21 protein-coding genes, 1 tRNA gene and 1 pseudogene are annotated in these 26,191 nt (G+C 62.2%); 16 read left to right on the forward strand and 7 right to left on the reverse strand.

The features are described from left to right. Nucleotides 1-12: 12 nt before the first annotated feature. A pseudogene (locus tag J7655_RS08085) lies at nucleotides 13-159 on the forward strand (alpha/beta fold hydrolase); the annotation flags it as partial. A 9-nt stretch (nucleotides 160-168) separates the two neighbouring features. Here J7655_RS08085 and J7655_RS08090 read toward each other — a convergent pair. Continuing rightward, on the reverse strand, nucleotides 169-429 hold the full coding sequence (locus J7655_RS08090) for a DUF6316 family protein (protein ID WP_017679108.1): 261 nt from the start codon (nucleotides 427-429) through the stop codon (nucleotides 169-171). Nucleotides 430-707: 278 nt separating this feature from the next. Between J7655_RS08090 and J7655_RS08095 the strand changes: the two genes are divergently transcribed. Then, complete coding sequence (locus tag J7655_RS08095) at nucleotides 708-1,664, forward strand: DMT family transporter (RefSeq protein ID WP_230927325.1); 957 nt, start codon at nucleotides 708-710, stop codon at nucleotides 1,662-1,664. A 104-nt stretch (nucleotides 1,665-1,768) separates the two neighbouring features. Here J7655_RS08095 and J7655_RS08100 read toward each other — a convergent pair whose 3' ends face one another. Next, nucleotides 1,769-2,236: an Lrp/AsnC family transcriptional regulator gene (locus tag J7655_RS08100; protein WP_206418205.1), complete on the reverse strand. Its 468-nt coding sequence runs from the start codon at nucleotides 2,234-2,236 to the stop codon at nucleotides 1,769-1,771. A 198-nt stretch (nucleotides 2,237-2,434) separates the two neighbouring features. Here J7655_RS08100 and J7655_RS08105 point away from each other — a divergent pair, with 198 nt between their 5' ends. The 3 genes from J7655_RS08105 (at nucleotide 2,435) to J7655_RS08115 (ending at nucleotide 7,238) form a co-directional block, all read left to right on the forward strand. Continuing rightward, nucleotides 2,435-5,902 (forward strand): indolepyruvate ferredoxin oxidoreductase family protein, encoded by a 3,468-nt coding sequence (locus J7655_RS08105; RefSeq protein WP_230927326.1) that lies wholly within the window; start codon nucleotides 2,435-2,437, stop codon nucleotides 5,900-5,902. 73 nt (nucleotides 5,903-5,975) lie between these two features. Beyond that, the gene (locus tag J7655_RS08110; protein ID WP_230927327.1) at nucleotides 5,976-7,088 is read left to right on the forward strand and encodes a Leu/Phe/Val dehydrogenase; all 1,113 of its coding nucleotides are present in this window, start codon (nucleotides 5,976-5,978) and stop codon (nucleotides 7,086-7,088) included. A gap of 75 nt (nucleotides 7,089-7,163) precedes the next feature. Then, nucleotides 7,164-7,238 (forward strand) — tRNA-Arg (locus tag J7655_RS08115). 368 nt (nucleotides 7,239-7,606) lie between these two features. Here J7655_RS08115 and sstT read toward each other — a convergent pair. Beyond that, entirely contained in the window at nucleotides 7,607-8,830 is a 1,224-nt protein-coding gene (sstT, locus tag J7655_RS08120; RefSeq protein WP_230927328.1) for a serine/threonine transporter SstT, read from the reverse strand. Nucleotides 8,831-9,291: 461 nt separating this feature from the next. Here sstT and J7655_RS08125 point away from each other — a divergent pair, with 461 nt between their 5' ends. Then, nucleotides 9,292-10,608, forward strand: a complete 1,317-nt coding sequence (locus J7655_RS08125; protein WP_230927329.1) for an MFS transporter — start codon at nucleotides 9,292-9,294, stop codon at nucleotides 10,606-10,608. A 12-nt stretch (nucleotides 10,609-10,620) separates the two neighbouring features. On the opposite strand, the gene J7655_RS08130 is transcribed toward J7655_RS08125, so the two are convergent. The 4 genes from J7655_RS08130 to flgA form a co-directional block, all read right to left on the reverse strand. Continuing rightward, nucleotides 10,621-11,370 carry a flagellar brake protein gene (locus J7655_RS08130; protein ID WP_275948859.1) on the reverse strand — a complete coding sequence of 250 codons (750 nt, stop codon included), beginning with the start codon at nucleotides 11,368-11,370 and terminating at the stop codon, nucleotides 10,621-10,623. Between the two features lie 89 nt (nucleotides 11,371-11,459). After that, nucleotides 11,460-11,927 carry a flagella synthesis protein FlgN gene (locus J7655_RS08135; RefSeq protein WP_230927330.1) on the reverse strand — a complete coding sequence of 156 codons (468 nt, stop codon included), beginning with the start codon at nucleotides 11,925-11,927 and terminating at the stop codon, nucleotides 11,460-11,462. Nucleotides 11,928-11,977: 50 nt separating this feature from the next. Beyond that, nucleotides 11,978-12,313 (reverse strand): flagellar biosynthesis anti-sigma factor FlgM, encoded by a 336-nt coding sequence (flgM, locus tag J7655_RS08140; RefSeq protein WP_230927331.1) that lies wholly within the window; start codon nucleotides 12,311-12,313, stop codon nucleotides 11,978-11,980. A gap of 135 nt (nucleotides 12,314-12,448) precedes the next feature. Further along, nucleotides 12,449-13,201 (reverse strand): flagellar basal body P-ring formation chaperone FlgA, encoded by a 753-nt coding sequence (flgA, locus tag J7655_RS08145; RefSeq protein ID WP_230927332.1) that lies wholly within the window; start codon nucleotides 13,199-13,201, stop codon nucleotides 12,449-12,451. Between the two features lie 77 nt (nucleotides 13,202-13,278). Here flgA and J7655_RS08150 point away from each other — a divergent pair, with 77 nt between their 5' ends. The 10 genes from J7655_RS08150 (at nucleotide 13,279) to cmk (ending at nucleotide 26,116) form a co-directional block, all read left to right on the forward strand. Then, nucleotides 13,279-14,211, forward strand: coding sequence for a chemotaxis protein CheV (locus tag J7655_RS08150; RefSeq protein WP_230927333.1), 933 nt, complete (start codon nucleotides 13,279-13,281; stop codon nucleotides 14,209-14,211). A 43-nt stretch (nucleotides 14,212-14,254) separates the two neighbouring features. Beyond that, a complete protein-coding gene (gene cheR / locus J7655_RS08155) occupies nucleotides 14,255-15,082 on the forward strand; it encodes a protein-glutamate O-methyltransferase CheR (RefSeq protein WP_230927334.1) in 828 nt (275 codons plus the stop codon). Nucleotides 15,083-15,327: 245 nt separating this feature from the next. Beyond that, nucleotides 15,328-15,777: an Hsp20 family protein gene (locus tag J7655_RS08160; protein ID WP_230927335.1), complete on the forward strand. Its 450-nt coding sequence runs from the start codon at nucleotides 15,328-15,330 to the stop codon at nucleotides 15,775-15,777. A 464-nt stretch (nucleotides 15,778-16,241) separates the two neighbouring features. After that, nucleotides 16,242-19,010: a DNA gyrase subunit A gene (gene gyrA, locus J7655_RS08165; protein WP_230927336.1), complete on the forward strand. Its 2,769-nt coding sequence runs from the start codon at nucleotides 16,242-16,244 to the stop codon at nucleotides 19,008-19,010. Between the two features lie 153 nt (nucleotides 19,011-19,163). After that, nucleotides 19,164-20,249, forward strand: coding sequence for a 3-phosphoserine/phosphohydroxythreonine transaminase (serC, locus tag J7655_RS08170; protein ID WP_230927337.1), 1,086 nt, complete (start codon nucleotides 19,164-19,166; stop codon nucleotides 20,247-20,249). A 1-nt stretch (nucleotide 20,250) separates the two neighbouring features. Then, nucleotides 20,251-21,345, forward strand: coding sequence for a prephenate dehydratase (gene pheA, locus J7655_RS08175; RefSeq protein WP_128578376.1), 1,095 nt, complete (start codon nucleotides 20,251-20,253; stop codon nucleotides 21,343-21,345). Between the two features lie 202 nt (nucleotides 21,346-21,547). Further along, on the forward strand, nucleotides 21,548-21,919 hold the full coding sequence (locus J7655_RS08180) for an endonuclease domain-containing protein (RefSeq protein ID WP_230927338.1): 372 nt from the start codon (nucleotides 21,548-21,550) through the stop codon (nucleotides 21,917-21,919). 188 nt (nucleotides 21,920-22,107) lie between these two features. Then, entirely contained in the window at nucleotides 22,108-23,217 is a 1,110-nt protein-coding gene (hisC, locus tag J7655_RS08185) for a histidinol-phosphate transaminase (protein ID WP_230927339.1), read from the forward strand. After that, nucleotides 23,214-25,454, forward strand: coding sequence for a bifunctional prephenate dehydrogenase/3-phosphoshikimate 1-carboxyvinyltransferase (locus J7655_RS08190; protein WP_230927340.1), 2,241 nt, complete (start codon nucleotides 23,214-23,216; stop codon nucleotides 25,452-25,454). Before hisC ends, J7655_RS08190 begins: the two co-directional genes overlap by 4 nt. After that, nucleotides 25,451-26,116, forward strand: a complete 666-nt coding sequence (gene cmk, locus J7655_RS08195; RefSeq protein ID WP_230927341.1) for a (d)CMP kinase — start codon at nucleotides 25,451-25,453, stop codon at nucleotides 26,114-26,116. Before J7655_RS08190 ends, cmk begins: the two co-directional genes overlap by 4 nt. Nucleotides 26,117-26,191 lie beyond the last annotated feature (75 nt).

The raw sequence follows: 26,191 nt of genomic DNA on the forward strand, positions 1-26,191 counted from the left end.
AGGGCGAGGTTTGCCGCGCACTGGATCAAGGGTGCAGAGCTCAAGTTGATTCCGGGCCTGGCGCATCGCTTTCAGGATGCCTTCAAGGAGCCTTTGCTGGCTGCGGTGTTGCCGCATCTCGCGGCGCATCGGGGCGACTTGGGCTTGGCGCATCTGTAAGGCGAGCGCTCACAGCTCCTGATTGTGCTTGAGCGCTTCACGTCGCTGCAGATGGTCGATGTGCTCGCTGCTGTGGCGCAGCAGCTTGTCGGCCATGGTCATGCGCTCGATATAGCGCGTGATGCTCTGCTCGGCGTCATGGCGGGAGATAAAGGGGCCTTCCAGCGTGCCTTCGCGAGTGGCGAAGAAGTATTGGCCGTTGACGGCGCTCAGACGTGAACTGCGGTAATGCGTGCCCGGTTGGGGGTCGATATCGCGTTGGCCGAACATGGTGAGAGCTCCATCTGCAGGTTCTGGATAATCTGAGTCTACTGTGGCCAATGCGATGTGCTTGGCAAAACGACAGATGGTAGATTTTGGCAGCCTGTTAGCGTCTGTTGGCGGATTTTATGGATTATTGGCGCCGGTCGGCTGGCGTCCTGCTGATGCTGAGCAGTACAGTTTCGCTCGGCAACCGGGCTGAACTGTTGCTGTGTAGGTGTGCATACCTCTCCTAGAATGACCCGCTGCGGTCGACATGCTCTGTTGGCCGCCTGCCAGAGGTTGCCATGCACATTTCTTCCGGCCGTTGGATGTACGGCCTGCTGCTCGCCCTGATCACTTCCGTGCTCTGGGGCATCCTGCCCATCAAGTTGAAAGAAGTTCTGCAGGTGATGGACCCGGTAACGGTCACCTGGTATCGCTTGGCCGTGGCCGGTTCTCTGCTGTTTGCCTATCTCGCTGCGAGTCGCCGGTTACCACGTTTTCGGCCGCTGGGACGCAAGGGCGGTTGGCTGCTGGCGCTGGCTATCGGCGGGCTGACGGCCAACTACGTGCTGTATCTGGTCGGGCTCAATCTACTCAGTCCCGGGACCACGCAACTGGTGATCCAGGTCGCGCCGATCCTGCTGCTGATCAGCAGCCTGTTCATCTTTCGCGAACGTTTCAGCCTGGGCCAGGCGATTGGCCTGATGGTGATGCTGCTGGGCTTCGGCCTGTTCTTCAATCAGCGCCTGGGTGAGCTGCTGACCTCGCTGACCACCTATACCACCGGCGTGCTGACCGTGCTGGCGGCTGCCTTCGTTTGGACCTTCTATGGCCTGGCGCAGAAACAACTGCTGACCTCGTGGAATTCGGTGCAGGTGATGATGGTCATCTACCTGGCGTGCGCGCTGCTGCTGACGCCCTGGGCGCATCCCTGGCAGGCACTGCAACTAAGCCCGCTGCAGGGCTGGCTGCTATTGGCCTGCTGCCTGAACACCCTGGTCGCCTACGGCGCGTTCGCCGAGGCGCTGGCGCACTGGGAGGCTTCGCGGGTCAGCGCGACCCTGGCGCTGACCCCGTTGGTGACCTTCGTCTCCGTGGCACTGGCTTCTAGCTGGTGGCCGGATCACGTGCTGCCCGAGCAGGTCAACTGGATCGCCTACGCTGGCGCGGTGGTCGTCGTGCTCGGTTCGGCACTGACCGCGCTTGGCCCATCGCTGTTGGCCGCAATGCGGGCACGCAAGGCCAGGCGCCAGGCCTGATGCTGATCATTTAAGGCTGTGCGTCTCTTGTAGGGTGCGCCATGCGCACCTGTGACGCTGCGCCGGTATCCCGGTGCGCGCGGCGCACCCCTGCAGGGCAGGGTTCAATCCAGCGGCAGCTCGGTGGTGCGTTTGACCTCGCTCATGGCGATATGCGAATGCGCCTCGTGCACGTGCGGGCGCTGCAGCAGATGGTCGCGCAGGAAGCGTTCGTAATCGGCGATGTCCTTGGCCACCACCTTGAGCAGATAGTCCGAGCCGCCGGCCATGCTGTAGCACTCCAGCACTTGCGGGTAACCCACCACGGCTTGCTCGAACTCATCCAGATTGCCGCGCCCGTGGGCTGACAGCTTGATGTCGACGAATACCGTGATGCCGAAGCCCAGGCGCTTGTGGTTGAGCAGGGCGACCTTGCGCTCGATCAGCCCGTCTTCCTGCATACGATGAATACGCCGCCAGCAGGGGGATTGCGACAGCTCGACTTTCTCGGCCACCTCGGCGGCGGATAGGTCGGCATTGTGCTGCAGCAGGCGGAGAATCCGCCGGTCGATGGGGTTGAGCTTGTCCTGCATGATTGTTTCCAATTTATTGTGATTGTTGGAAGGATCATGCGAAGTATCGCCTTCGCTACTCGAAAATAGAAAGAAAAAAGCGGAACCCTCCAGTCATGCTTTAGGCAAATCCGTCGCAGTGATCCTGCGGCAGGACTCAACGGAGCGTGTTTACCGTCGCGCTCCCTGTGCTCGCCATAACAATAAAAGGAGCGCTCCATGTCACTGGCCGAAATCCGCCTGGATGACAAATACCGCCTCGCCACGGGTCACCTCTACCTGACTGGCACTCAGGCGCTCACCCGCCTGCCCATGCTGCAGAAGCAGCGTGACGCCGCCTTCGGACTCAATACCGCCTGCTTCATCTCCGGCTATCGCGGCTCGCCCCTGGGCGGCCTGGATAAAAGCCTGTGGGATGCGCGCGAGTACCTGAAGGAAAACCACATCCACTTCCAGCCCGGTGTCAACGAGGAGTTGGGCGCGACGGCGGTGTGGGGCAGCCAGCAGGCCAACCTGTTCCCTGGCGCCCGCTACGACGGCGTGTTCGCCATGTGGTACGGCAAGGGGCCGGGCGTCGACCGCAGCGGTGACGTGTTCAAGCATGGCAACTCGGCCGGTGTTTCCAAGCATGGTGGCGTGCTGGTGCTGGCCGGTGATGACCATGGCTGCAAGTCCTCGACCATCGCCCACCAGAGCGAGCATGCCTTCATCGCCGCGTCGATGCCGGTGCTCAACCCGGCCAACATTCAGGAAGTGCTGGACTACGGCATCATCGGCTGGGAACTGTCGCGTTACAGCGGTTGCTGGGTGGCGCTGAAGACCATCGCCGAGAACGTCGACTCCTCGGCCGTGGTGGACGTCGACCCGCTGCGCATCCAGATCAAGATCCCCGAGGATTTCCAACTGCCGGAAGACGGCGTGCACATTCGCTGGCCCGATCCGCCCCTGGCGCAGGAAAAGCGCCTCAACGTCTACAAGATCTACGCTGCGCGCGCCTTCGCTCTGGCCAACAACCTCAATCAGGTCAAGCTCGATTCGCCTAACCCGCGCCTCGGCATCATCACCACCGGCAAGTCCTACCTCGACGTGCGTCAGGCCCTGGATGACCTCGGTCTGGACGAGGCGCTGTGTGCCAAGGTCGGCCTGCGCGTGCTCAAGGTCGGCATGAGCTGGCCGCTGGAGCCGGTGTCGGTGCACCAGTTCGCCGAAGGCCTGGACGAAATTCTGGTGGTGGAAGAAAAACGCAGCATCATCGAAGACCAGCTCACCGGTCAGCTCTACAACTGGCCGGTGGGCAAGCGTCCGCGGGTGGTCGGCGAGTTCGACGAGCAGGGTAATTCGTTGCTGCCGAATCTGGGCGAGCTGACTCCGGCGATGATCGCCCGGGTGATCGCCAAGCGCCTGGCGCCGATCTACAGCAGCCCGACCATCGAAGAGCGCCTGGCCTTTCTCGATGCCAAGGAAAAGGCCCTGGCCGCGCCCAAGCATAAGACCGTGCGCACCCCGCATTTCTGCTCCGGTTGCCCGCACAACAGCTCGACCAAGGTGCCGGAAGGCAGCCGCGCTCTCGGCGGCATCGGCTGCCACTACATGACCCAGTGGATGGACCGCAGCACCGAGACCTTCACCCAGATGGGCGGCGAGGGCGCCACCTGGATCGGCCAGGCGCCGTTCACCGATACGCCGCACGTGTTCCAGAACCTCGGCGATGGCACCTACTTCCACTCCGGCCATCTGGCCCTGCGTGCGGCCGTGGCCGCCGGGGTCAACATCACCTACAAGATCCTCTACAACGACGCGGTAGCCATGACTGGCGGCCAGCCCATCGACGGCGAACTGCGTATCGACCAGCTCAGCCAGCAGGTGCATGCCGAAGGCGTCAAGCGCATTGCCCTGGTCAGCGACGAGCCGGACAAGTACCCGACCCGCGCCACCTTCGCCCCAGGTGTGACCTTCCATCACCGCCGCGAGCTGGACGCCGTGCAGCGCGAGTTGCGCGAGTTCAAGGGCGTGTCGGTGATCCTCTACGACCAGACCTGCGCCACCGAGAAACGGCGTCGGCGCAAGCGCGGCAAGATGGTTGACCCGGCCAAGCGTGCGTTCATCAACCCGGCCGTGTGCGAAGGCTGTGGCGACTGCAGCGTGAAATCCAACTGCCTGTCGGTGCTGCCGCTGGAAACCGAACTGGGGCGCAAGCGCGAGATCGACCAGAGCGCCTGCAACAAGGATTTCAGTTGCCTGGAAGGCTTCTGCCCGAGCTTCGTCACCGTGCATGGCGGCAGCCTGCGTAAGCCCGAGGCCGTTGGCCTGGGCGCGCTGTTCATCGCTTTGCCGGAGCCGAAGCAACCGGCCCTGAGCCGGCCCTGGAACATCCTCCTGCCCGGCGTCGGCGGCAGTGGCGTGACCACCGTCGGTGCGCTGCTGGGCATGGCGGCGCATATCGAGGGCAAAGGCTGCACCGTGCTCGACCAGGCTGGCCTGGCGCAGAAGTTTGGCCCGGTGATCACCCATATTCGCATCGCCGCGCGGCAAAGCGACATCTACGCGGTGCGCATCGCCGCCGGGGAAACCGACCTGCTGCTGGGCTGCGATCTTGTGGTGTCGTCCAGTGAAGAGGCGCTGGCCAAACTCAACGACAAGATCGCCCATGCGGTGATCAACAGCCACGAGGCGGCCACTGCCGAGTTCACCCGCAACCCGGATGCCCAGGTGCCTGGCGCGGCCATGCGCGAAGCGATCAGTGAGGCGGTGGGCGAGGGCAAGACCCGCTTCGTCGACGCTACCCGTCTGGCCACTCGACTGCTCGGCGACAGCATCGCCACCAACCTGTTCATGCTCGGCTATGCCTACCAGCTGGGCCTGGTACCGGTCTCGGCGGAGGCGATCAACAAAGCCATCGAACTCAACGGCGTGGCTATCGAGCTAAACCAGCAGGCCTTCCTCTGGGGCCGTCGTGCTGCGCATGACCTGGCTGCGGTGGAAAAACTCGCCGCGCCCAAGGTGGTCGAAGCGCCGCATTGCAGCACGCTGGAGGAGATCGTCGCCGACCGTGTGCAGCGTCTGACCGACTACCAGAACGCCGCCTATGCCGAGCGCTATCGTGAGCTGGTCGAGCGTGTGCGCAAGGCTGACACCGATGCCAAACAGCGTCTGAGCAAGGCCGTGGCGCGCTACTACTTCAAACTCCTGGCCTACAAGGACGAGTACGAAGTGGCGCGGCTGTACAGCGATGCCACCTTCCGCAAGCAGCTCGAAGCGCAGTTCGAAGGTGACTACCGACTGCAGTTCCACCTGGCGCCGAGCTGGTTGAGCAAGCCCGATGCGGTCACTGGCCAGCCACGCAAGCGCAGCTTCGGCCCCTTGATGCTCAAGGCGTTCGGCGTGCTGGCGCGCTTCAAGTTCCTGCGTGGCAGCGCCTTCGATCCGTTCGGCCACAGTGCCGAGCGTCGTCTGGAGCGCGAGCTGATCGAGGAGTACGAGGCCAACGTGGCCTACCTGCTCGCTGAGCTCAACGCCGGTAACTACCGCACGGCGGTGGCGCTGGCCGAGATTCCGGAGCAGATCCGCGGCTACGGCCACGTCAAGGAAGCGGCGCTGGCCAAGGCGCGCGAGCAGGCGAGTCAGCTCAAGGCGCGGTTGACCGTCAGCGAGATCGCTGCGGTGCAGCTGTTCGAGCCGGCTGCCTAGGCCGCAAACCCATCCCCTTTGCCACCCTCTCCCGTGCGGGGGAGGGGCGGCTTTTTATATCCGAGGTAATCCGATGTCCGTTTTCAATCACGTCGACTTCGATCAGCACGAACAGGTGGTCTACGGCCACGACAAGGCCAGTGGCCTGAAAGCCATCATCGCCATTCATGACAGCACCCTCGGCCCGGCGCTGGGCGGCTGCCGCATGTGGAACTACGCCAGTGACGAGGAGGCGCTGCGCGATGTGCTGCGCCTGTCGCGCGGCATGACTTACAAATCGGCGCTGGCCCGCTTACCGCTCGGTGGCGGCAAGGCAGTGATCATCGGCGACCCACACACCGGCAAGAGCGAAGCGCTGTTCCAGGCCATGGGCGATTTCGTCGACAGCCTCGGCGGGCGCTACGTCACGGCGGCGGATTCAGGCACCGGCGTGGCCGAGATGCGCATCATGGCCGAGCGCACCCGCCACGTGGCCGGCGCCGGGCAGCGTGAAGCCTTCGATGGCGGCAGCCGTGACGGCGATCCGTCGCCTTCGACCGCCTATGGCGTGTTCATCGGCATTCAGGCGGCCGTGGCGCATCGCCTTGGTCGCCAGGATCTTACGGGCATTCGCGTGGCTATCCAGGGCGTCGGCCAGGTCGGTTTCGGCCTGGCCAAACTGCTCAAGGAGGCCGGGGCGCAGCTGTGGGTGACGGATATCGTCGAGGCCAACGTGCAGCGCGCCGTCAGCCAGTTGGGCGCTACTGCGGTCGGTCAGCATGAGATCTACCGTCTCGATGTGGACGTGTTCGCGCCCTGCGCGCTAGGCGCGATCATCAACCTGCAGACGCTGGAGGCGTTGCGCGCGCCGATCATCGCCGGCGCGGCCAACAATCAGTTGGCCGATGCCAGCCTGGCCGAGCTGCTGCGTCGTCGTGAGTGCCTGTACGCGCCGGACTACGCGATCAATGCTGGCGGCATCATCGATGTCTGCTACGAGCGCACCGGTGGCAGCGCCGCGCAGCTCAAGGCGCATATCGAAGAGATTGGCCCGACGCTGACGGAAATATTCCAGCGCGCCGAGCGCGAGGGCGCGACCACCACCGCGATTGCCGACCGCATGGCGCTGGAGCGCTTGCGCGGTGGCCTGCAGCCGATGCGCGCTGCATTGAACTCGAAGGTAGTTTCCCAGGGCTGGCAGCGCTAGGAAGTGGGCGGTGGCGACATGACAAATGCGCGTGTCGCCGCTAAGATGCGGCCCGGCCCTTGCCAATGCGGCCGTGTCCCCTTAGTTAAATGGATATAACGAGCCCCTCCTAAGGGCTAGTTGCAGGTTCGATTCCTGCAGGGGACGCCATTTTCCTTTCCTTTCCTTTGCGTGCCCATTGTAGGCGACGCGCTCCCCTTCCTTGCGCTACGGATCAGCACCGCACAGCCCGAGCGGCTATGTGCGATGCACGGCTAAGCCATGCAAGCACGGGTATTTGGCCAGCCGTTGGGGTAATCGGGCCGACCAGGCGCCCGCCATCGACGTGCAGATTCAGAGAAGGCAGCAGGCTGTACTGTGACTGACGTCTTGCGAGGCTAACAAGCAGGCGTATGCGCAGCGATGTGAAGGCATCCATTCAACCAGTGCGCTCAGCGTTATGCATTTTTGTGGGAGCGGATGCGACTGCTTCCGAGGTGGAAGGCTTGCTCGTCATGCAAGCCTTCCACCCGTTCGCATCAGCCCTTGCGCTGTTCTTGCGCTATGCACGCGGCGGCTGTGAACAGCACATCGGTGGAGGAGTTCAGTGCGGTTTCCGCCGAGTCCTGAACGATGCCGATGATGAAACCGATTGCGACGATCTGCATGGCCACGTCGTTGGGAATGCCGAACAGGCTGCACGCCAGCGGGATCAGCAGCAGCGAGCCACCGGCCACACCCGAGGCGCCGCAGGCGCTGATCGAAGCCAGCACGCTAAGCAGCAGGGCGGTGGGTAGATCGACGGGGATGCCCAGGGTGTGTACTGCAGCCATGGTCAGTACGGTGATGGTGATGGCGGCACCGGCCATGTTGATGGTGGCGCCTAGCGGAATGGAGACCGAGTAGGTTTCTTCGTGCAGGCCCAGGCGCTGGCTCAGTTGCAGGTTGACCGGAATGTTGGCGGCCGAGCTACGGGTGAAGAAAGCGGTGATGCCGCTTTCGCGCAGGCAGGTGAACACCAGCGGGTAGGGGTTGCGACGAATCTTCCAGTACACCAGCGCCGGGTTGACCACCAGGGCCACCAGCAGCATGCAGCCGACCAGCACCACCAGCAGGTGCAGATAACCGAGCAGGGCGTCGAAGCCGGATTCGGCGAGGGTGGCGGCGACCAGGCCGAAGATGCCCAGCGGCGCCAGGCGGATCACCAGCTTGACGATGGCCGTCACGCCGTTGGACAGGTCGCTCAGCAGTTGCTTGCTACCGGCGCTGGCATGGCGGAAGGCGAAGCCGAGGCCGATAGCCCAGGCCAGGATACCGATGAAGTTACCTTTCAGTAGGGCATTGACCGGGTTGTCGACCACGTTCATCAGCAGCGTCTTGAGGACTTCGCCGATGCCGCCAGGGGGCGTCAGCTCGGCGGCCTGGCTACTCAGCACCAGCGAGGAAGGGAAGAGGAAGCAGGCCACTACCGCGACCAGGGCGGCGCTGAAGGTGCCGAGCAGGTACATCAGCAGAATCGGGCGAATGTGAGTCTGCTGGCCTTGCTGGTGGTTGGCGATGGATGACATCACCAGGATGAACACCAGTACCGGAGCGACGGCCTTTAACGCAGAGATGAATACGTTGCCGATGAATGCGACGGACAGTGCCGCCTGCGGAGCGATTACGGCCAGGGCGATACCTGCCAGCAGGCCGATGATGATCTGTGTCACCAGGCTGGTGCGGTTGAGTAGCTGCAGGGCAGGGTGAAGGGCTTGGGACATCGCGAGTTCTCTGGTTGCTGGGCGCGTTGCAAGTGGCGTCGGGCCTGGTTCGAGAGGTTTTTCGGTAGTGCCATGGAAAGCAGGCCGAAAAAATAGCGCGCGACTCTAGCACAGCCTGATCGGGGTTCGTGCGCTGGGCGGGCATCTGGACGACAGGGCGCAAGCCCATGTCGCATCTCTACAAGGCTTGTCTGCTGGCTATGCCAGGTAGCTGCCGGGGCGGATCAGCAAACCTGCGGCTGGCAGGGTGTGACCCGTGGTCGCTCGAAGAACAGGAAGAATTGACGCTATGCTGTACCCTGTGCGGCGCAAGCGAGCGTCTGAATCGTGATGAGTTGGCAATCGAACTGTTCGTTTTCCAGGGCATCGAAAGTTGCATCGCCCGCACGCCCCAGGGGCGCCGTCCTAGCCGCGCAGGCCCGCCGCCATGCCGGTTACCGTACAAGGAGCTTTACCCGTCAATGCGCTTGATCTGGAAGTCATTCCGCTCGCTCTATTTCGCCACCTTGCTGATGTTGCTCGGCTCTGGCCTGCTCAGTACCTACCTGGCCCTGCGTCTGGCTGACACCGTGGATGGTCTCTGGGTCGGTGCGCTGATGGCGGCCAATTACTTTGGCCTTGTGCTCGGCGGCAAGCTGGGGCATCGGCTGATCGGTCGGGTGGGGCATATCCGTGCTTACGTGGCCTGTGCTGGCGTGGTCACGGCGGCTGTGCTGGGCCATGGGCTGGTCGAGTGGCTGCCATTCTGGCTGTTCCTGCGCATGCTGGTGGGCCTGGGCATGATGTGTCAGTACATGGTCATCGAGAGCTGGCTCAACGAGCAGGCCGAAGCCAGGCAGCGTGGTCTGGTGTTCAGCGGGTACATGGGGGCTTCCTACCTGGGCCTGATTCTGGGGCAGCTGGCGCTGGTGGTGCATCCGACGCTGGGCCTGGAATTGCTCATGTTGGTCGCCCTGTGCTTTGCCTTGTGCCTGGTGCCCGTAGCGCTGACCCGGCGTTTACACCCGGCGCCCTTGCATCCGGCACCGCTGGAGCTGCGCTTCTTCCTCAGTCGCGTGCCGCTGTCGCTGACCACTATCGTCGTGGCTGGCCTGTTGATCGGTTCTTTTTATGGCCTGGCGCCTTTGTACGCCACTCGGATGGGGCTATCGACCGAGCAGGTGGGGCTTTTCATGGGCAGTTGCATCCTGGCAGGTCTCCTGGTGCAGTGGCCGCTGGGCTGGCTTTCCGATCGACATGACCGCGTGCGCCTGATTCGCGGCTGCTCGGTCTTGTTGCTGCTGGCTGCCTTGCCGTTGGCGGCACTGCCGCAGGTATTTCTCGGCCTGCTGTTCGGTGTCGGCTTTCTGGTCAGCATGATGCAATTCAGCCTCTACCCACTGGCCGTGGCCCTGGCCAATGACCATGTCGAGCCGGAGCGGCGGGTGTCACTGACGGCCATGCTGTTGGTGACATTCGGTGTTGGTGCCTGCATCGGGCCATTATTGGCGGGTGTCTTGATGCGTTTTTACGGCGCCAACATGCTCTATGTGTTCGTCAGTGTCTGCGCGCTGATCCTGGTCTGGCGTATTCGCCCAGAGGTCGTCACCCATCAGCATCAGGTCGATGATGCGCCACTGCAGCATATGGCCATGCCCGGTAATGTCACCAGTTCACCGCTGGTTGCAGCGCTAGACCCGAGGGTCGACGAGCAAACCGTGCAGGAACAGATGCAGGAGCCAGCTGTTGCAGCGGCTGCAGCGCAAGAGGAACAGCAGAAAACACAGGCAGCCCAGTAAGGGCTGCCAAATTCAGAGGGGGCCGTCGCTCTCGGTGCGACGTGCCTCGCGCTGCAGTTGGTAGACGAAGCGCTCGACCTGGCGTTGCTCCAGACCGTTCATACGATGAAAGCGCGTGCCGACGAAGGTCATGTCGACTTTTTCATCGTACTGCACGTGGCGCAGCTCCACAGGGCAGGTCATATTGCCGAAGGGCAGATAAGCGGTGAGTCGCTCATGCACCTGGCCATTGTTCAGTTGCTGGGTCAGATTGCCGGCGAAGCGCAACTTGCAGCCGGTGGCCGAGATGTCCAGCAAGTGTCCGGGTATCGGATCACGCAACTTGTCGCCATTGAGAACCACCTTGACCAGGTCGCTCTGCTTCAGCGGTGCGCGGAAGGCACTGCGGCGCTGGTGGTAGATCACTTCATTGGGCAGCGGTGCCCAGTAGCAGGGGGCGCCCTCTAGCTCGCCAGGCAATACGTCGTGATCGCAGGTCCAGGCTACCCGTACGCCGTCGCGGAATGCCTCGACATTGAAGGTTTCGCCTTGCTTGAGGAAGCGCTCACCATCAGTTGGGATGATTTCATCCAGGGCTACGCGGGCGCGGTCTTTGTCGATTTCGACCAGGTAACTCTGAAAACGCTGGCCACGATCCTTGAACTGGATGATCAGTGGGTCATGGTTCTGCTGCAATTGACGCAGGGTGGCAATGATCTCGACGGATGTCTTGAGCATCTTGGGCGGTTGAGGGCCGCTTTCGTCGTTGAACGCGCTGGACACAGGCCGGAACTCTCCGAGTCATGACTGCAAATGGCACTAGCATAATGGCAAAGTGCCTGCATATGCCCGTGCTTTTTAGAATTGTGGGCTCAGGCTTCGCTGAGGGGTCTTTGCTGCGCGATTCTAGCGGCACTGCCACGACTGTCATAGAGGCCCGGAGTCTCGCCACCACGCAGAATGCCCAGAACGCTGCGAACAGAAGCCTGATTGGCGCGGATCAGACGGCCGTTACGCAAATTGCCTTCCTGGCAGCGCTGCAGCAGAGTCGATAGCGCTTCGCTGCGCTCCAGCAACTGATCGCCGACTGAGGAGTTGCCCGCCAGTGCGGTCAGGCCGTCGCGGTCAGCGCTCAAGCCTGCGTCCTGAAGAAGACGGCTGCGCTCACTGCCGTGCTGTTGCAGCAGGGCAAGCAGAGGCTGTTTTTCGCTCAGTAGGCTGTCCAGGCGGGTGAGGTCGCGTTTGCTGAGGGCTTGAAATTCGTTATCGATCAGCTCAAGCAGTTGCTCGGCGGTGCCGATATCGGAAGTGAACAGGTCAAGCAGGGCTGTGTCGTACATGGCGGGCTCTTGGGGGTCGGGCGTCCAACACCCCCAGCGCAGCCCTTGGACTAGCGCTGGGATTCGAAGTTGAGCAGTTTCTCGGCGACGCGCTTGCTGTCGACCTGATAGCTGCCGTCAGCGATGGCCTGTTTCAGTTGGGCCACGCGCTCCTTGTTGACGATAGGCTGATCACGCAGCTTCTCGCTGATCGATTGCAACTGTTGTGCCTGACGGCTCAGTTGCACGGATTCGCCGGTTTTGGCGTTGGTTTGTTCATCGGCACCGGTGACAGTCGCCTGTTTCGGCTGTGCCGACTCATTGCGATTGCCAGCCTGAGTCGCGCCGGTACGCCCTGCGTTGGCGGGCGTATTGGCATTGTTCAGCCGGTTGAAGTCGATGACCATGATGCAGAACCTCAGACGATATGGTGGACGCTTGCCAGGCTTTTCGGCCACTGCTGGGAAAACTTTAGGACTAATTTCACTGCGTCGTTGAATAGTGTAGGGAATCGCCTGGCTTTCACGCTACAAGAAGCGTGCCTACAGCGCTACTTCTACCTGGCCAGGGCCGATTACACGTGCTCTGACCACGCGCTGCGAACGCAAGTTGCGCACGTTGATCTGTTGGCCCGGAGCACCGTCCGTCAGGGCTTCGCCGGGCATGCGTACATTGACGGTGGACCCCCGGGCACTGATTACCACCTGGTCGCCCCGGCGAATCACCTCCGCCACCTGCAGGTGAGTCGAGAGCAGAATCTGATCACTGCCCAGTTGTCGCGTCAATTTCTTGCCGATGGCCATCTGTGGGTCGGTCAGGAAGTGTTGCCCCAGCTGTCCGACGTCATGCTCCTGCAGGCTCACGTCAGTGGCTTTGACTATGCTCATGCGCTTGAGAGGGCGAGTCAGCACGACGACCGGGCGGTACAGGCGTACCTCGGCGGGCACGAATACGGTCCAAGGGGCACTGCCTTCGCAGCGTACGCGAGTGGTTACGCGGCCAAGCGGCTGTGCCGGGCTTTCCAGGGTCGTGCGCAGGGGTTGGTCGCACAGGGGCAGACGCAGGCGTGGGTCGAGCCGATTGACGCGAACCTCATGGCGGCCCTGAATTTCGCTACGCTGTAGATATTCTGTTGTCGCCTGCTCAAGAAAGGACTCCGTGGCGCCGATAAGCTGTTCAGTGCTGGTAAAGGTCGCCGTATCGCTGTAGCCGAGTGATGGCAAAGCGAGTAAAACGGACAAAGGGGCAAGGCACTTTGCCAGTAGCTGACGGAAAGATGACGTTATCTGTTTCATGAGAATTGCAAAGCAAGCCCCGTGCCGCCTGCTAGGCTCAACGGGGTTGGCGTCACTAGAAGAGAAGGAGACCGGGCATGGCCGGGTTGATGGATTCGGTTAACCAGCGCACGCAGCTGGTGGGGCAAAACCGTTTGGAGCTGTTGCTGTTTCGCCTGGAAGGCCCGCAGCTATACGGTATCAACGTATTCAAGGTGAAAGAGGTGCTGCAGTGCCCGAATCTCACCATCATGCCCAAGTCCAGCCAGGTGGTGCGGGGCGTGGCCAACATTCGTGGTGGCACCATCCCGATTCTTGATCTGTCCATCGCTACCGGGCGAGCGCCGCTGGAAAATCTCAAGACCAGCTTCGTGATCATCACCGAGTACAACACCAAGGTTCAGGGATTCTTGGTGCGTTCGGTCGAGCGCATCGTTAACATGAACTGGGGAGAGATCCATCCGCCACCCAAGGGAACCGGGCGTGATCACTACCTGACGGCCGTCACGCGGCTCGATCAGCAGTTGGTCGAGATCATCGACGTCGAGAAGATTCTCGCCGAGGTCGCGCCGGCCTCCGAGGTGATCTCCGCGGGTGTCATCGATGATGAGGTGCAGAGTCAGGCGGTGACCAAGCATGTGTTGATCGTCGATGATTCTTCAGTGGCACGTAAGCAGGTTTCGCGTTGCCTGCAGACCGTTGGTGTCGAAGTCACGGCGCTGAACGATGGGCGTGAGGCGCTCAATTATCTGAAGAAGATGGCGGATGAGGGGCGTTTCCCCGACAAAGAGTTGCTGATGCTGATTTCCGACATCGAGATGCCGGAGATGGACGGCTACACGTTGACCACCGAGATTCGCAGTGATCCGCGCATGCAGAAGCTGCACATCCTCCTGCATACTTCGCTCTCGGGTGTGTTCAACCAGGCGATGGTGAAGAAGGTCGGCGCCGATGACTTCCTGGCCAAGTTCAAGCCGGATGATCTGGCGGCGCGAGTGGTCGATCGCATTCGTGTGGCGGATGGGGGCTGAGGGGTAACCTTTGGCGAACGTTATGATTGGTGAGGCGGCATTAGTGTCTTCAGGTAATGTGGATTTCGAGCAGTTCCGGACTTTTCTGGAAAAGGCCTGCGGTATTCTGCTTGGCAGTAACAAGCAGTATCTGGTCTCCAGTCGTCTGAATAAGCTGATGGAGCAGAACGGCATCAAAACCCTGGGTGAGCTGGTGCAGCGCATGCAGAGCCAGCCGCGTAGCGGTCTGCGTGAGCAGGTGGTGGATGCCATGACCACCAACGAGACGTTGTGGTTTCGTGACACCTATCCCTTCGAAGTGCTCAAGAACCGTGTGCTGCCTGAGCTGATCAAGGCCTACCCTGGCCAGCGTTTGCGCATCTGGTCGGCGGCCTGCTCGTCGGGGCAGGAGCCTTACTCGCTGTCGATGTCCATCGATGAGTTCGAGCGCAGCAACCTGGGGCAGCTCAAGGCGGGTATTCAGATCGTTGCCACCGATCTGTCGCCGTCGATGCTGGCCAACTGCAAGTCCGGCGAGTACGACAGCCTGGCGATGGGGCGCGGCCTGTCGCAGGAGCGTCTGCAGCGCTTTTTCGATCCGAAAGGGCCGGGGCGCTGGCAAGTCAAGGCGCCGATCAAGAACCGTGTCGAGTTTCGCCCGCTCAACCTGCTCGATAGCTACACGGCCCTGGGCAAGTTCGACATCGTGTTTTGCCGCAATGTGTTGATCTACTTCTCCGCCGAGGTGAAGAAGGACATTCTCACGCGCATTCATGCCACGTTGAAACCGGGTGGATACCTGTTTCTGGGGGCCTCCGAGGCGCTCAACGGCTTGCCCGACAAGTACCAGATGGTGCAGTGCAGCCCCGGCATCATCTACAAGGCCAAGTAAGCGCAAGGTATGCTCGTAATCAGCAGCGGGAGGCCATAGGCCTCCCGTTTGTGTATCTGCGTGCAGGGTAATGTGCGGTCAGTCTCAGGTGTTGTGTGGGCAGTGTGCGTGCTCGTCGATGAGCGGCGCGGCGTTGCATGAGGCGTAAGCACTTGAAATTCTTCTGCTCGACCCTAGATCAGTGACTGCGGGATGCCGAAGTCGGGTTCCGCTCCGTGACACTTGCTGATTTCAGGAGAACACTCATGAGCAACGTATTGTCCCTGGCCCCTCTGTTCCGCCAGTCCGTCGGTTTCGACCGGTTCAATGATCTTTTCGAGTCTGCCCTGCGTAGCAACGACGCCGGCAGCTCCTACCCGCCCTACAACGTCGAGAAGCATGGCGAAGACCACTATCGTATCGTGGTTGCGGCTGCCGGCTTCGAGGAAGACGATCTTGAACTGCAGGTCGAGCGCGGTGTGCTGACCGTGGCGGGTCACAAGCGTGATCGTAGCGCCGAGAGCATCAGCTACCTGCATCAGGGGATTGCTCAGCGTGCGTTCAAATTGTCTTTCCGCCTGGCTGACCATATCGAGGTCAAGGGTGCCAACCTGGCCAATGGTCTGCTGCATGTCGAGTTGCAGCGCATCGTGCCGGAAGAAGCCAAAGCCAAGCGTATCCCCATCGGCAGTCAGCGACCCGCGCTGGAAAGCTGAGCTGATTGAGCGTCCAAGGACGGCTCCCCGCATAATGCTGTCGATCAGATGGCTTGGTCGCTCGGGGAGCTCGTTTTATCATTTGTCGTTTCTGCGTCGCCCAACCCTGGTGTGGTCCTTGCGACTTATCGCGCATTCGCTGTGCCTGCGCGATTGAGCTGGGTCGCAATGCCTCCGCCATGTTGATGCGGCTTTCTCTCCCCGAGCGCGTTGTCGTTGCGCTTTTTGCCATGCTGCCTGCTCCGGCGCTTCATAAGGTGTCGGGGTAGGTGTGTGGCACGCTTTGTGGTAATCTCCGGCAGTTTTCAAGGGGGCTGACTGCGGCCGCCTTCACTGCATCGAATCGTGACGTAACTCGTTGATTTGTCGTGTGTCGTTAATGGCTCAACGCCATGGCGACGAACTTCAGGGCGTTCAGGAAGAATGGCGTGGAGTTTCACCAGAAAAAAGGAACCAGGCTTCTCATGGGCGAACTGGCCAAAGAAATCCTCCCGGTCAATATCGAAGACGAGCTGAAACAGTCCTACCTCGACTACGCGATGAGCGTGATCGTCGGGCGTGCCCTGCCGGATGCGCGCGATGGCTTGAAGCCGGTCCACCGTCGTGTGCTCTATGCCATGAGCGAGCTGGGCAACGACTGGAACAAGCCCTACAAGAAATCCGCCCGTGTGGTCGGTGACGTGATCGGTAAATACCACCCGCACGGTGATACGGCGGTGTACGACACCATCGTGCGCATGGCGCAGGACTTCTCCCTGCGTTACCTGCTGGTCGACGGTCAGGGCAACTTCGGTTCGGTGGATGGCGACAACGCTGCGGCCATGCGCTACACCGAAGTGCGCATGACCAAGCTGGCCCATGAGTTGCTGGCCGACCTGGACAAGGAAACCGTTGATTGGGTGCCCAACTACGACGGCACCGAGCAGATTCCGGCGGTCATGCCGACCAAGGTGCCGAACCTGCTGATCAATGGTTCCAGCGGTATCGCCGTGGGCATGGCCACCAACATTCCGCCGCATAACCTGTCCGAGGTGATCGATGGTTGCCTGGCGCTGATCGACAACGCCGAACTGACCGTCGATGACCTGATGCAGTACATCCCCGGCCCGGATTTCCCCACGGCGGGCATCATCAACGGTCGTGCCGGCATCATCGAGGCCTACCGTACCGGCCGTGGCCGCATCTATGTGCGTGCCCGCGTCGAGGTCGAGGATATCGACAAGGCCGGCAACCGCCAGCAACTGGTGATCACCGAGCTGCCGTATCAGCTGAACAAGGCGCGTCTGATCGAGAAGATCGCCGAGCTGGTCAAAGAGAAGAAGATCGAAGGCATCACCGAGCTGCGTGACGAGTCCGACAAGGATGGCATGCGCGTGGTGATCGAACTGCGTCGCGGCGAAGTACCGGACGTGGTGCTGAACAACCTGTACGCCCAGACCCAGATGCAGAGCGTATTCGGCATCAACGTGGTGGCGCTGGTCGATGGTCAGCCGAAGATCATGAACCTCAAGGACATGCTTGAGGTGTTCGTCCGTCACCGCCGCGAAGTGGTGACCCGGCGTACCGTCTACGAGCTGCGCAAGGCGCGCGAGCGTGGCCACATCCTCGAAGGTCAGGCCGTTGCGCTGTCGAACATCGATCCGGTGATCGAGCTGATCAAGGCGTCGCCGACGCCGGCCGAGGCCAAGGAGCGCCTGATTGCCACGGCCTGGGAATCGTCCGCTGTGGAAGCCATGGTCGAGCGCGCTGGTGCTGACGCCTGCCGCCCGGAAGGGCTTGATCCGCAATACGGTCTGCGCGATGGCAAGTACTTCCTGTCGCCCGAGCAGGCCCAGGCCATTCTCGAATTGCGCCTGCACCGCCTGACCGGCCTGGAGCACGAGAAGCTGCTGGCCGAGTACCAGGAAATTCTTGGCCTGATCGGCGAGCTGATCCGCATCCTGACCAACCCCGAGCGCCTGATGGAAGTCATCCGCGAGGAGCTGGAGAAGGTCAAGGCCGAGTTCGGCGACAAGCGTCGTACCGAGATCGTCGCCTCGCGTCAGGACCTGACCATTGCCGACCTGATCACCGAGGAAGAGCGCGTCGTCACCATCTCTCATGGTGGCTATGCCAAGAGCCAGCCGCTGGCCGCCTACGAGGCGCAGCGTCGCGGTGGCAAGGGCAAATCCGCCACCGGCGTGAAGGACGAGGACTACGTCGAGCACCTGCTGGTTGCCAACAGCCATGCCACGCTGCTGCTGTTCTCCAGCAAGGGCAAGGTGTACTGGCTGCGTACCTTCGAGATTCCCGAGGCTTCGCGTGCTGCCCGTGGTCGCCCGCTGGTCAACCTGTTGCCGCTGGACGAGGGTGAGCGCATCACCGCGATGCTGCAGATCGACCTCGAAGCACTGCAACAGAGCGCCGGTGCCGACGAAGACCTGGACGACGAAGGCGTGGTGATCGAAGGTGAGGCCACCGAGGTGGTCGAGGCCGAGGAAGTCGAAGAAGTCGAGGGTGAAACCCCTGAGCTGGTCGCCGAGCCGACCGGCGCCTACATCTTCATGGCCACTGCTTTCGGCACCGTGAAGAAGACCCCGCTGGTGCAGTTCAGCCGTCCGCGCAGCGCCGGCCTGATCGCCCTGAAACTGGAAGAGGGCGACACCCTGATCGCCGCCGCCATCACCGACGGTGCCAAGGAAGTCATGCTGTTCTCCGATGCCGGCAAGGTGCTGCGCTTCGCCGAAAGCAAGGTGCGCACCATGGGCCGTACCGCGCGCGGTGTGCGCGGCATGCGTCTGGGCAAGGATCAGCAACTGATCTCCATGCTGATTCCGGAGTCCGGCGCGCAGATTCTCACTGCCTCCGAGCGCGGCTTCGGCAAACGCACCGGTCTGGGCAAGTTTCCCCGTCGCGGTCGCGGCGGCCAGGGCGTGATCGCCATGGTCACCAGTGAGCGTAACGGCAAGCTGGTCGGCGCCATTCAGGTGCAGGACGGCGAGGAAATCATGCTGATTTCCGACCAGGGCACCCTGGTGCGTACCCGTGTCGACGAAGTTTCCAGCTCCGGTCGTAACACTCAGGGCGTGACCCTGATCAAGCTGGCCAAGGACGAGACCCTGGTCGGCCTGGAGCGTGTGCAGGAGCCGACGCCGGTGGAAGAGGACGAACTGGTCGAAGGCGAAGAGGGCGCTGAAGTTGCCGAAAACGCCGAAGCGCCGGTCGCCGACGCCGAGGAAGGCAGCGAGGAATAAAGCCGGGCTCCGTGGGAGGGGCTTTAGCCGCGACTGTCGCCGCTGAAGCGCCTCCCACAGAGCGTAGGGTGGGTTGAGCGCAGCGATACCCATCGGCAGTGTGGACATGCCATCGCCAGGTGGTGGCGTTCTGTGAATCTGAGAGAGACAGACGTGAGCAAGCGAGCTTTTAACTTCTGCGCCGGCCCGGCCGCGCTGCCGACCGCTGTACTGCAACGTGCCCAGGCCGAGATGCTCGACTGGCAAGGCAAGGGCCTCTCGGTGATGGAGATGAGCCATCGCAGTGACGAGTATGTAGCCATCGCCAGCCAGGCTGAGCAGGATCTGCGCGATCTGCTCGCTGTGCCCAATGACTACAAAGTGCTGTTCCTGCAGGGCGGTGCCAGCCAGCAGTTCGCCGAGATTCCGTTGAACCTGCTGCCGGAGGATGGCGTGGCCGACTACGTCGAGACCGGCATCTGGTCGAAGAAGGCCATCGAGGAAGCGCGTCGCTATGGCGCCATCAACGTGGCTGCCAGCGCCAAGGCGCATGATTACTTCGCCATCCCCGGGCAGAACGACTGGAAACTGTCGAAGAACGCCGCTTACGTACACTACTGCAGCAACGAGACCATCGGCGGCCTGCAGTTCGACTGGGTGCCGCAGGCCGGCGATACCCCGCTGGTGGTGGACATGTCCTCGGACATCCTCTCGCGCCCCATCGACGTGTCGCAGTTCGGCCTGATCTACGCCGGCGCGCAGAAGAACATCGGCCCCAGCGGCCTGGTGGTGGTGATCGTCCGCGAAGACCTGCTCGGCCGCGCCCGTTCCAGCTGCCCGACCATGCTCGATTACAAGATCTCCGCCGATAACGGTTCGATGTACAACACCCCGGCGACCTATTCCTGGTACCTGTCCGGCCTGGTCTTCCAGTGGCTGAAGGAGCAGGGCGGCGTCGAGGCCATGGAGCGCATCAACCGCGCCAAGAAGGAACTGCTGTACAAGGCCATCGACAGCAGCGACTTTTACAGCAACCCCATCGCCCACAATGCGCGCTCCTGGATGAACGTGCCGTTCCGCCTGGCTGACGAGAAGCTGGACAAGGCTTTCCTGGCCGGTGCCGACGAGCGCGGCCTGCTCAACCTGAAAGGCCATCGCTCGGTCGGTGGCATGCGTGCTTCCATCTACAACGCCGTTGGCCTGGATGCGGTCGAGGCGCTGGTGGCCTATATGGCCGAGTTCGAGAAGGAGCACGCCTGATATGTCCGAGCAGGAACTGCAAGCGCTGCGCGTGCGCATCGATAACCTCGACGAGCGCATTCTCGAGCTGATCAGCGACCGCGCGCGCTGCGCCGAAGAAGTCGCCCGCGTGAAGATGAAGGAGTTGAAGGAAGGCGAATCGCCGATCTTCTATCGCCCTGAACGCGAGGCTCAGGTGCTCAAGCGCGTGATGGAGCGCAACCAGGGGCCGCTGGGCAATGAGGAAATGGCGCGGTTGTTCCGTGAAATCATGTCCTCCTGCCTGGCGCTGGAGAACCCGCTGAAAGTCGCCTACCTCGGCCCTGAAGGCACCTTCAGCCAGGCGGCAGCGATGAAGCATTTCGGTCACGCGGTGATTAGCGTGCCAATGGCCGCCATCGACGAAGTGTTCCGCGAAGTGGCTGCCGGCGCGGTCAACTTCGGCGTGGTGCCGGTGGAGAACTCCACCGAAGGTGCTATCAACCACACCCTCGACAGCTTCCTCGAGCACGACATGGTCATCTGCGGCGAAGTCGAGCTGCGGATTCACCATCACCTGCTGGTCGGTGAAACCACCAAGACCGACAAGATCACCCGCATCTACTCCCATGCCCAGTCGCTGGCGCAGTGCCGCAAGTGGCTCGATGCGCACTACCCGAATGTCGAGCGCGTGGCGGTCTCCAGCAACGCCGATGCGGCCAGACGCGTGAAGAGCGAGTGGAACAGTGCGGCGATTGCCGGTGACATGGCAGCCAATCTGTATGGCCTGACCAAGCTGGCCGAGAAGATCGAGGATCGCCCGGACAACTCCACGCGCTTCCTTATCATCGGCAGCCAGGAAGTGCCGCCGACTGGCGACGACAAGACTTCGATCATCGTTTCCATGCGCAACAAGCCGGGTGCGCTGCATGAATTGCTGGTGCCGTTCCACAACAACGGTATCGACCTGACCCGCATCGAGACCCGCCCGTCGCGCAGCGGCAAGTGGACCTACGTGTTCTTCATCGACTTCGTCGGCCATCACCGCGATCCGCTGATCAAGGATGTGCTGGAGAAGCTCGCTCAGGAAGCTGTGGCGCTGAAGGTATTGGGTTCTTATCCGAAGGCGGTGCTCTGAGGTAAAGCCCCTCACCCCCGGCCCCTCTCCCGGAGGGAGAGGGGAGACAAGCAAAACGGCGCGGGGCTGAAATCTATGTCCAGGCTAACGATCGTACTGGCTGCACGTGATTGATCAAACGTTCACCGTACACCTCCCCTCTCCCTCGGGAGAGGGGCCGGGGGTGAGGGCAGGAGTCACCACAATTTAAGAGAGGGCAAGGATGCCACTCAAGCACAAACCGCTTCCCGCCTGGCATAAGCAGCGTGCGCGGGAGCTGCGCACGACGGCAACCGATGCCGAGGTTCGCCTGTGGTATTGCCTGCGCTCGGGGCGGTTGGGTGGTTTGAAGTTTCGTCGGCAGCACCCGTTGCCGCCTTACATCCTCGACTTTTACTGCGAGGCGGCGAAACTGGCGGTGGAACTGGATGGTTCGCAGCACGGTGGTGAAGACGACGCTGCACGGACATTGAAATTAGAGCGTGAAGGCATCATGGTGCTGCGTTTTTGGAATGATCAGGCCTTGAAGGAAACCGAGGCCGTGTTGCAGGAGATTTATCGGGTGGCTAGCGAGCGGATTGCTTCTGATCGCTGAAAGCCCCTCACCCCCAACCCCTCTCCCGGAGGGCGAGGGGAGCGAATCGCAGGCATCTCTAATTTGGGATGTAGCCTGCGGAACGCGGTCTTACAGTCGCAGCCGCTCGGTTCCCCTCTCCCCTTGGGAGAGGTGCTAGGGGTGAGGGTAGGGCGTTCTGCGAGCAATTGGATTGAAGAGGTTTGTACATGAGTTGCGATTTCATCGCCCTGGCCCAGCCAGGCGTGCAAAAGCTGTCCCCCTACGTACCCGGCAAGCCAGTCGATGAGCTGGCCCGTGAGCTGGGCCTCGATCCGGCCGGTATCGTCAAGCTGGCCAGCAATGAGAACCCGCTCGGCCCGAGCGACAAGGTGCTGGCAGCGATTCGCGCTGAACTGGACGAACTGACCCGCTACCCGGATGGTAATGGCTTCACCCTCAAAACCGCACTGGCTACCCGTTACGGCGTCGACGCTGCGCAGGTCACTCTGGGCAATGGCTCCAACGACATCCTTGAGCTGGTTGCCCGTGCCTATCTGGCACCTGGTCTCAACGCCGTGTTCAGCGACTACGCCTTCGCGGTTTACCCCATCGCCACCCAGGCAGTCGGCGCGCAGGGCAAGATCGTGCCGGCCAAGGATTACGCTCACGACCTGCAGGCGATGCTTGCCGCCATCGACGGCAACACCCGCGTGGTATTCATCGCCAACCCCAACAACCCCACCGGTACCTGGTTCGGCCCCGACGCACTGGAGGCTTTCCTGGCCAAGGTGCCGGAGTCGGTGCTGGTGGTGCTGGACGAAGCTTATATCGAATACGCCGAAGGCGACGAGCTGCCGGACGGTCTGGACTACCTGGCGCGCTACCCGAACCTGCTGGTCTCGCGCACCTTCTCCAAGGCCTATGGCTTGGCCTCGCTGCGCGTCGGTTACGCCATCAGCTCGCCGGCCATCGCCGATGTGCTCAACCGCGTGCGCCAGCCGTTCAACGTCAACAGCCTCGCGCTGGCCGCCGCCTGCGCCGCGCTGGCCGATGTCGAGTACCTGGCCGAGAGCCGTCGCCTCAACGACGCCGGCATGCAGCAGCTAGAAGAGGGCTTGCGTGCCCTGGGGCTGAGCTGGATTGCCTCCAGGGCCAACTTCATCGCTGTTGATTTCGGGCGCGACACCGCCGCGATCAATCAGGCGCTGCTACGTGAAGGCGTCATCGTGCGACCCATGGCCGGTTACCGCATGCCGAATTTCCTGCGCGTTTCCATCGGTTTGCCGCGCGAGAATGCGCGATTCCTCGAGGCACTGGCCAAGGTGCTGTCGGCGTGACTGTCACCGCAGTGCAATCCAATACCCCTAAGATCGGCCGCCTGGTGGTGGTCGGCCTCGGCTTGATCGGTGGCTCCTTCGCCAAGGGGCTACGTGAGCGCGGGCTGTGCCGGGAGGTGGTGGGGGTCGATCTGGATGCTGAATCGCGTCGCCTGGCAGTGCAGTTGGGGGTTGTCGACCGCTGCGAGAGTGATCTGGCTGCCGCCTGTCAGGGAGCGGATGTCATTCAGTTGGCAGTGCCTATCCTGGCCATGGAGAAGCTGCTGGCTCAACTGGCCAGGCTCGATCTCGGCAATGCCGTGCTGACTGACGTCGGCAGCGCCAAAGGCAATGTCGTGCGTGCGGCGCGTCTGGCCTTTGCCGGTCAGGCAGTGCGTTTCGTACCGGGGCATCCAATTGCCGGCTCCGAGCAGAGCGGGGTGGAGGCGGCCAACGCCGAACTGTTCCGCCGCCACAAGGTTATTCTCACGCCCAGTGAACACAGTGATGCAGCGGCTGTGGCGCTGGTCGAGGCGTTGTGGCGCGAGCTTGGGGCGGATGTCGAGGCGATGGAGGTCGAACATCACGACCAGGTGCTCGCCGCCACCAGCCATCTGCCGCACCTGCTGGCCTTTACCCTGGTCGACTCGCTGGCCAAACGCAGCGAGAACCTGGAGATTTTCCGCTATGCCGCTGGCGGTTTCCGCGATTTCACGCGGATCGCCGGCAGTGATCCGGTGATGTGGCACGATATCTTCCTCGCCAACCGTGAGGCCGTGCTGCGCACACTGGATACGTTTCGCGACGACCTCGACGCCTTGCGCGATGCGGTCGACGCCGGGGATGGGCATCAACTGCTGGGCGTGTTCACCCGCGCCCGCGTGGCCCGCGAACATTTCAGCAAAATTCTGGCCCGCAGGGCCTATGTGGACGCTATGCACTCGACCGATCTGATTTTCCTGGCAAAACCTGGTAGCTCGCTGGCTGGACGTATCCGCGTACCGGGTGACAAATCCATCTCGCACCGTTCGATCATGCTGGGTTCGCTGGCCGAAGGCACCACCGAGGTCGAAGGCTTCCTCGAGGGTGAGGATGCCCTGGCTACGTTGCAGGCCTTCCGCGACATGGGCGTGGTCATCGAAGGCCCGCACCACGGCCGCGTGACCATCCATGGCGTCGGCCTGCATGGTCTGAAAGCGCCGGCTGGCCCGCTGTACATGGGTAACTCCGGCACCTCCATGCGCCTGCTCTCCGGCTTGCTGGCCGCGCAGCCGTTCGACACTACGCTGACCGGCGATGCGTCGCTGTCCAAGCGCCCGATGAACCGCGTGGCCAAGCCGCTGCGTGAAATGGGCGCGGTGATCGAGACCGGCCCGGAAGGCCGTCCGCCACTCGCTATCAAGGGCGGTCAGCGCCTGACCGGCATGGCCTACGACATGCCGATGGCCAGTGCCCAGGTTAAATCCTGCCTGCTGCTGGCTGGCTTGTACGCCGCTGGCAGCACCTCGGTGACCGAGCCGGCGCCGACCCGTGACCACACCGAGCGCATGCTGCGCGGCTTCGGCTACCCGGTGAGCGTCGAAGGCAGTACCGTCAGTGTCGAGGCCGGGCACAAGCTGACCGCCACGCGTATCGAAGTGCCGGCAGATATTTCCTCGGCGGCGTTCTTCCTGGTCGCTGCCAGCATCGCCGAAGGCTCCGAGCTGGTGCTGGAGCACGTTGGCATCAACCCGACCCGTACCGGCGTGATCGATATCCTCAAGCTGATGGGTGGCGACATTACCCTGGAAAACCAGCGTGAAGTCGGCGGCGAGCCGGTAGCTGACATTCGCGTGCGAGCGGCCAAGCTCAAGGGTATCGACATTCCGGAAGACCTGGTGCCGCTGGCTATCGATGAATTCCCGGTGCTGTTCGTTGCCGCCGCCTGTGCCGAAGGCCGTACCGTGCTGCGCGGCGCCGAAGAGCTGCGGGTGAAAGAGTCTGATCGTATCCAGGTCATGGCTGACGGCCTGATCGCGCTGGGTGTGAAGGCCGAGCCGACCCCGGATGGCATCATCATCGAAGGCGGTAGCGTCGGCGGTGGCGAAGTCTGGGCGCATGGCGACCACCGTATTGCCATGTCCTTCAGCGTCGCCTCGCTACGCGCCACTGCGCCGATCCGCATTCATGACTGTGCCAACGTCGCCACTTCCTTCCCCAACTTCCTGGCCTTGTCGGCTGAAGTCGGCATCAACGTGGCTGTAGAGGGCAAGGCATGAATGCCCCGGTAATCACCGTCGATGGGCCGAGCGGGTCGGGCAAGGGCACGCTGTGCGCCTTGCTGGCCAAGCAGCTGGGCTGGAACCTGCTTGACTCCGGTGCGCTCTATCGCCTGCTGGCCTTCGCTGCCGGCAACCACGGTATCGATCTGACCAACGAAGAGTCGCTCAAGCAACTGGCCGCACATCTGGATGTGCAGTTCATCGATAAGCGCATCATCCTCGAAGGCGAGGAGGTGACCGACGCCATCCGCAACGAACAGATCGGCGCCGGTGCTTCCATGGTCGCTTCGCTGCCGGCTGTACGGGAAGCGCTGCTGCAGCGTCAGCGTGCCTTTCGCGAAATGCCCGGCCTGGTGGCCGATGGCCGCGACATGGGCACCGTGGTATTCGCCGACGCGCCGCTGAAGATCTTTCTCACCGCCAGCGCCGAGGAACGTGCCCATCGCCGCTACTTGCAGTTGAAGGGCAAGGGCGATGATGTTAATCTCGCGAGTCTTCTCGACGAGATACGGGCGCGCGACGAGCGCGATACCCAGCGCGCGGTGGCTCCGCTGAAGCCGGCAGCCGACGCAATCGTGCTGGATTCCACCGAGCTGTCCATCGAGCAGGTGCTTGAACGAATTCTGAGCGAGGTCGCTGATCGCGACCTGGCCGGGTAAGGACTTTCGGTTGCTCTAAATCGAAGAGTCCGCAAGGAGGCATACGGGAGACCAGTCCTTGTCCCGTAGGCCTCT

Source organism: Pseudomonas wenzhouensis (assembly GCF_021029445.1).
GTDB lineage: Bacteria > Pseudomonadota > Gammaproteobacteria > Pseudomonadales > Pseudomonadaceae > Aquipseudomonas > Aquipseudomonas wenzhouensis.

Coding starts and splice junctions, on each gene's coding strand:
- J7655_RS08090 (WP_017679108.1), bottom strand. CDS start 429: ATGTTCGGCCAACGCGATATCGACCCCCAACCGGGCACGCATTACCGC.
- J7655_RS08095 (WP_230927325.1), top strand. CDS start 708: ATGCACATTTCTTCCGGCCGTTGGATGTACGGCCTGCTGCTCGCCCTG.
- J7655_RS08100 (WP_206418205.1), bottom strand. CDS start 2,236: ATGCAGGACAAGCTCAACCCCATCGACCGGCGGATTCTCCGCCTGCTG.
- J7655_RS08105 (WP_230927326.1), top strand. CDS start 2,435: ATGTCACTGGCCGAAATCCGCCTGGATGACAAATACCGCCTCGCCACG.
- J7655_RS08110 (WP_230927327.1), top strand. CDS start 5,976: ATGTCCGTTTTCAATCACGTCGACTTCGATCAGCACGAACAGGTGGTC.
- sstT (WP_230927328.1), bottom strand. CDS start 8,830: ATGTCCCAAGCCCTTCACCCTGCCCTGCAGCTACTCAACCGCACCAGC.
- J7655_RS08125 (WP_230927329.1), top strand. CDS start 9,292: ATGCGCTTGATCTGGAAGTCATTCCGCTCGCTCTATTTCGCCACCTTG.
- J7655_RS08135 (WP_230927330.1), bottom strand. CDS start 11,927: ATGTACGACACAGCCCTGCTTGACCTGTTCACTTCCGATATCGGCACC.
- flgM (WP_230927331.1), bottom strand. CDS start 12,313: ATGGTCATCGACTTCAACCGGCTGAACAATGCCAATACGCCCGCCAAC.
- flgA (WP_230927332.1), bottom strand. CDS start 13,201: ATGAAACAGATAACGTCATCTTTCCGTCAGCTACTGGCAAAGTGCCTT.
- J7655_RS08150 (WP_230927333.1), top strand. CDS start 13,279: ATGGCCGGGTTGATGGATTCGGTTAACCAGCGCACGCAGCTGGTGGGG.
- J7655_RS08160 (WP_230927335.1), top strand. CDS start 15,328: ATGAGCAACGTATTGTCCCTGGCCCCTCTGTTCCGCCAGTCCGTCGGT.
- gyrA (WP_230927336.1), top strand. CDS start 16,242: ATGGGCGAACTGGCCAAAGAAATCCTCCCGGTCAATATCGAAGACGAG.
- pheA (WP_128578376.1), top strand. CDS start 20,251: ATGTCCGAGCAGGAACTGCAAGCGCTGCGCGTGCGCATCGATAACCTC.
- J7655_RS08180 (WP_230927338.1), top strand. CDS start 21,548: ATGCCACTCAAGCACAAACCGCTTCCCGCCTGGCATAAGCAGCGTGCG.
- hisC (WP_230927339.1), top strand. CDS start 22,108: ATGAGTTGCGATTTCATCGCCCTGGCCCAGCCAGGCGTGCAAAAGCTG.
- cmk (WP_230927341.1), top strand. CDS start 25,451: ATGAATGCCCCGGTAATCACCGTCGATGGGCCGAGCGGGTCGGGCAAG.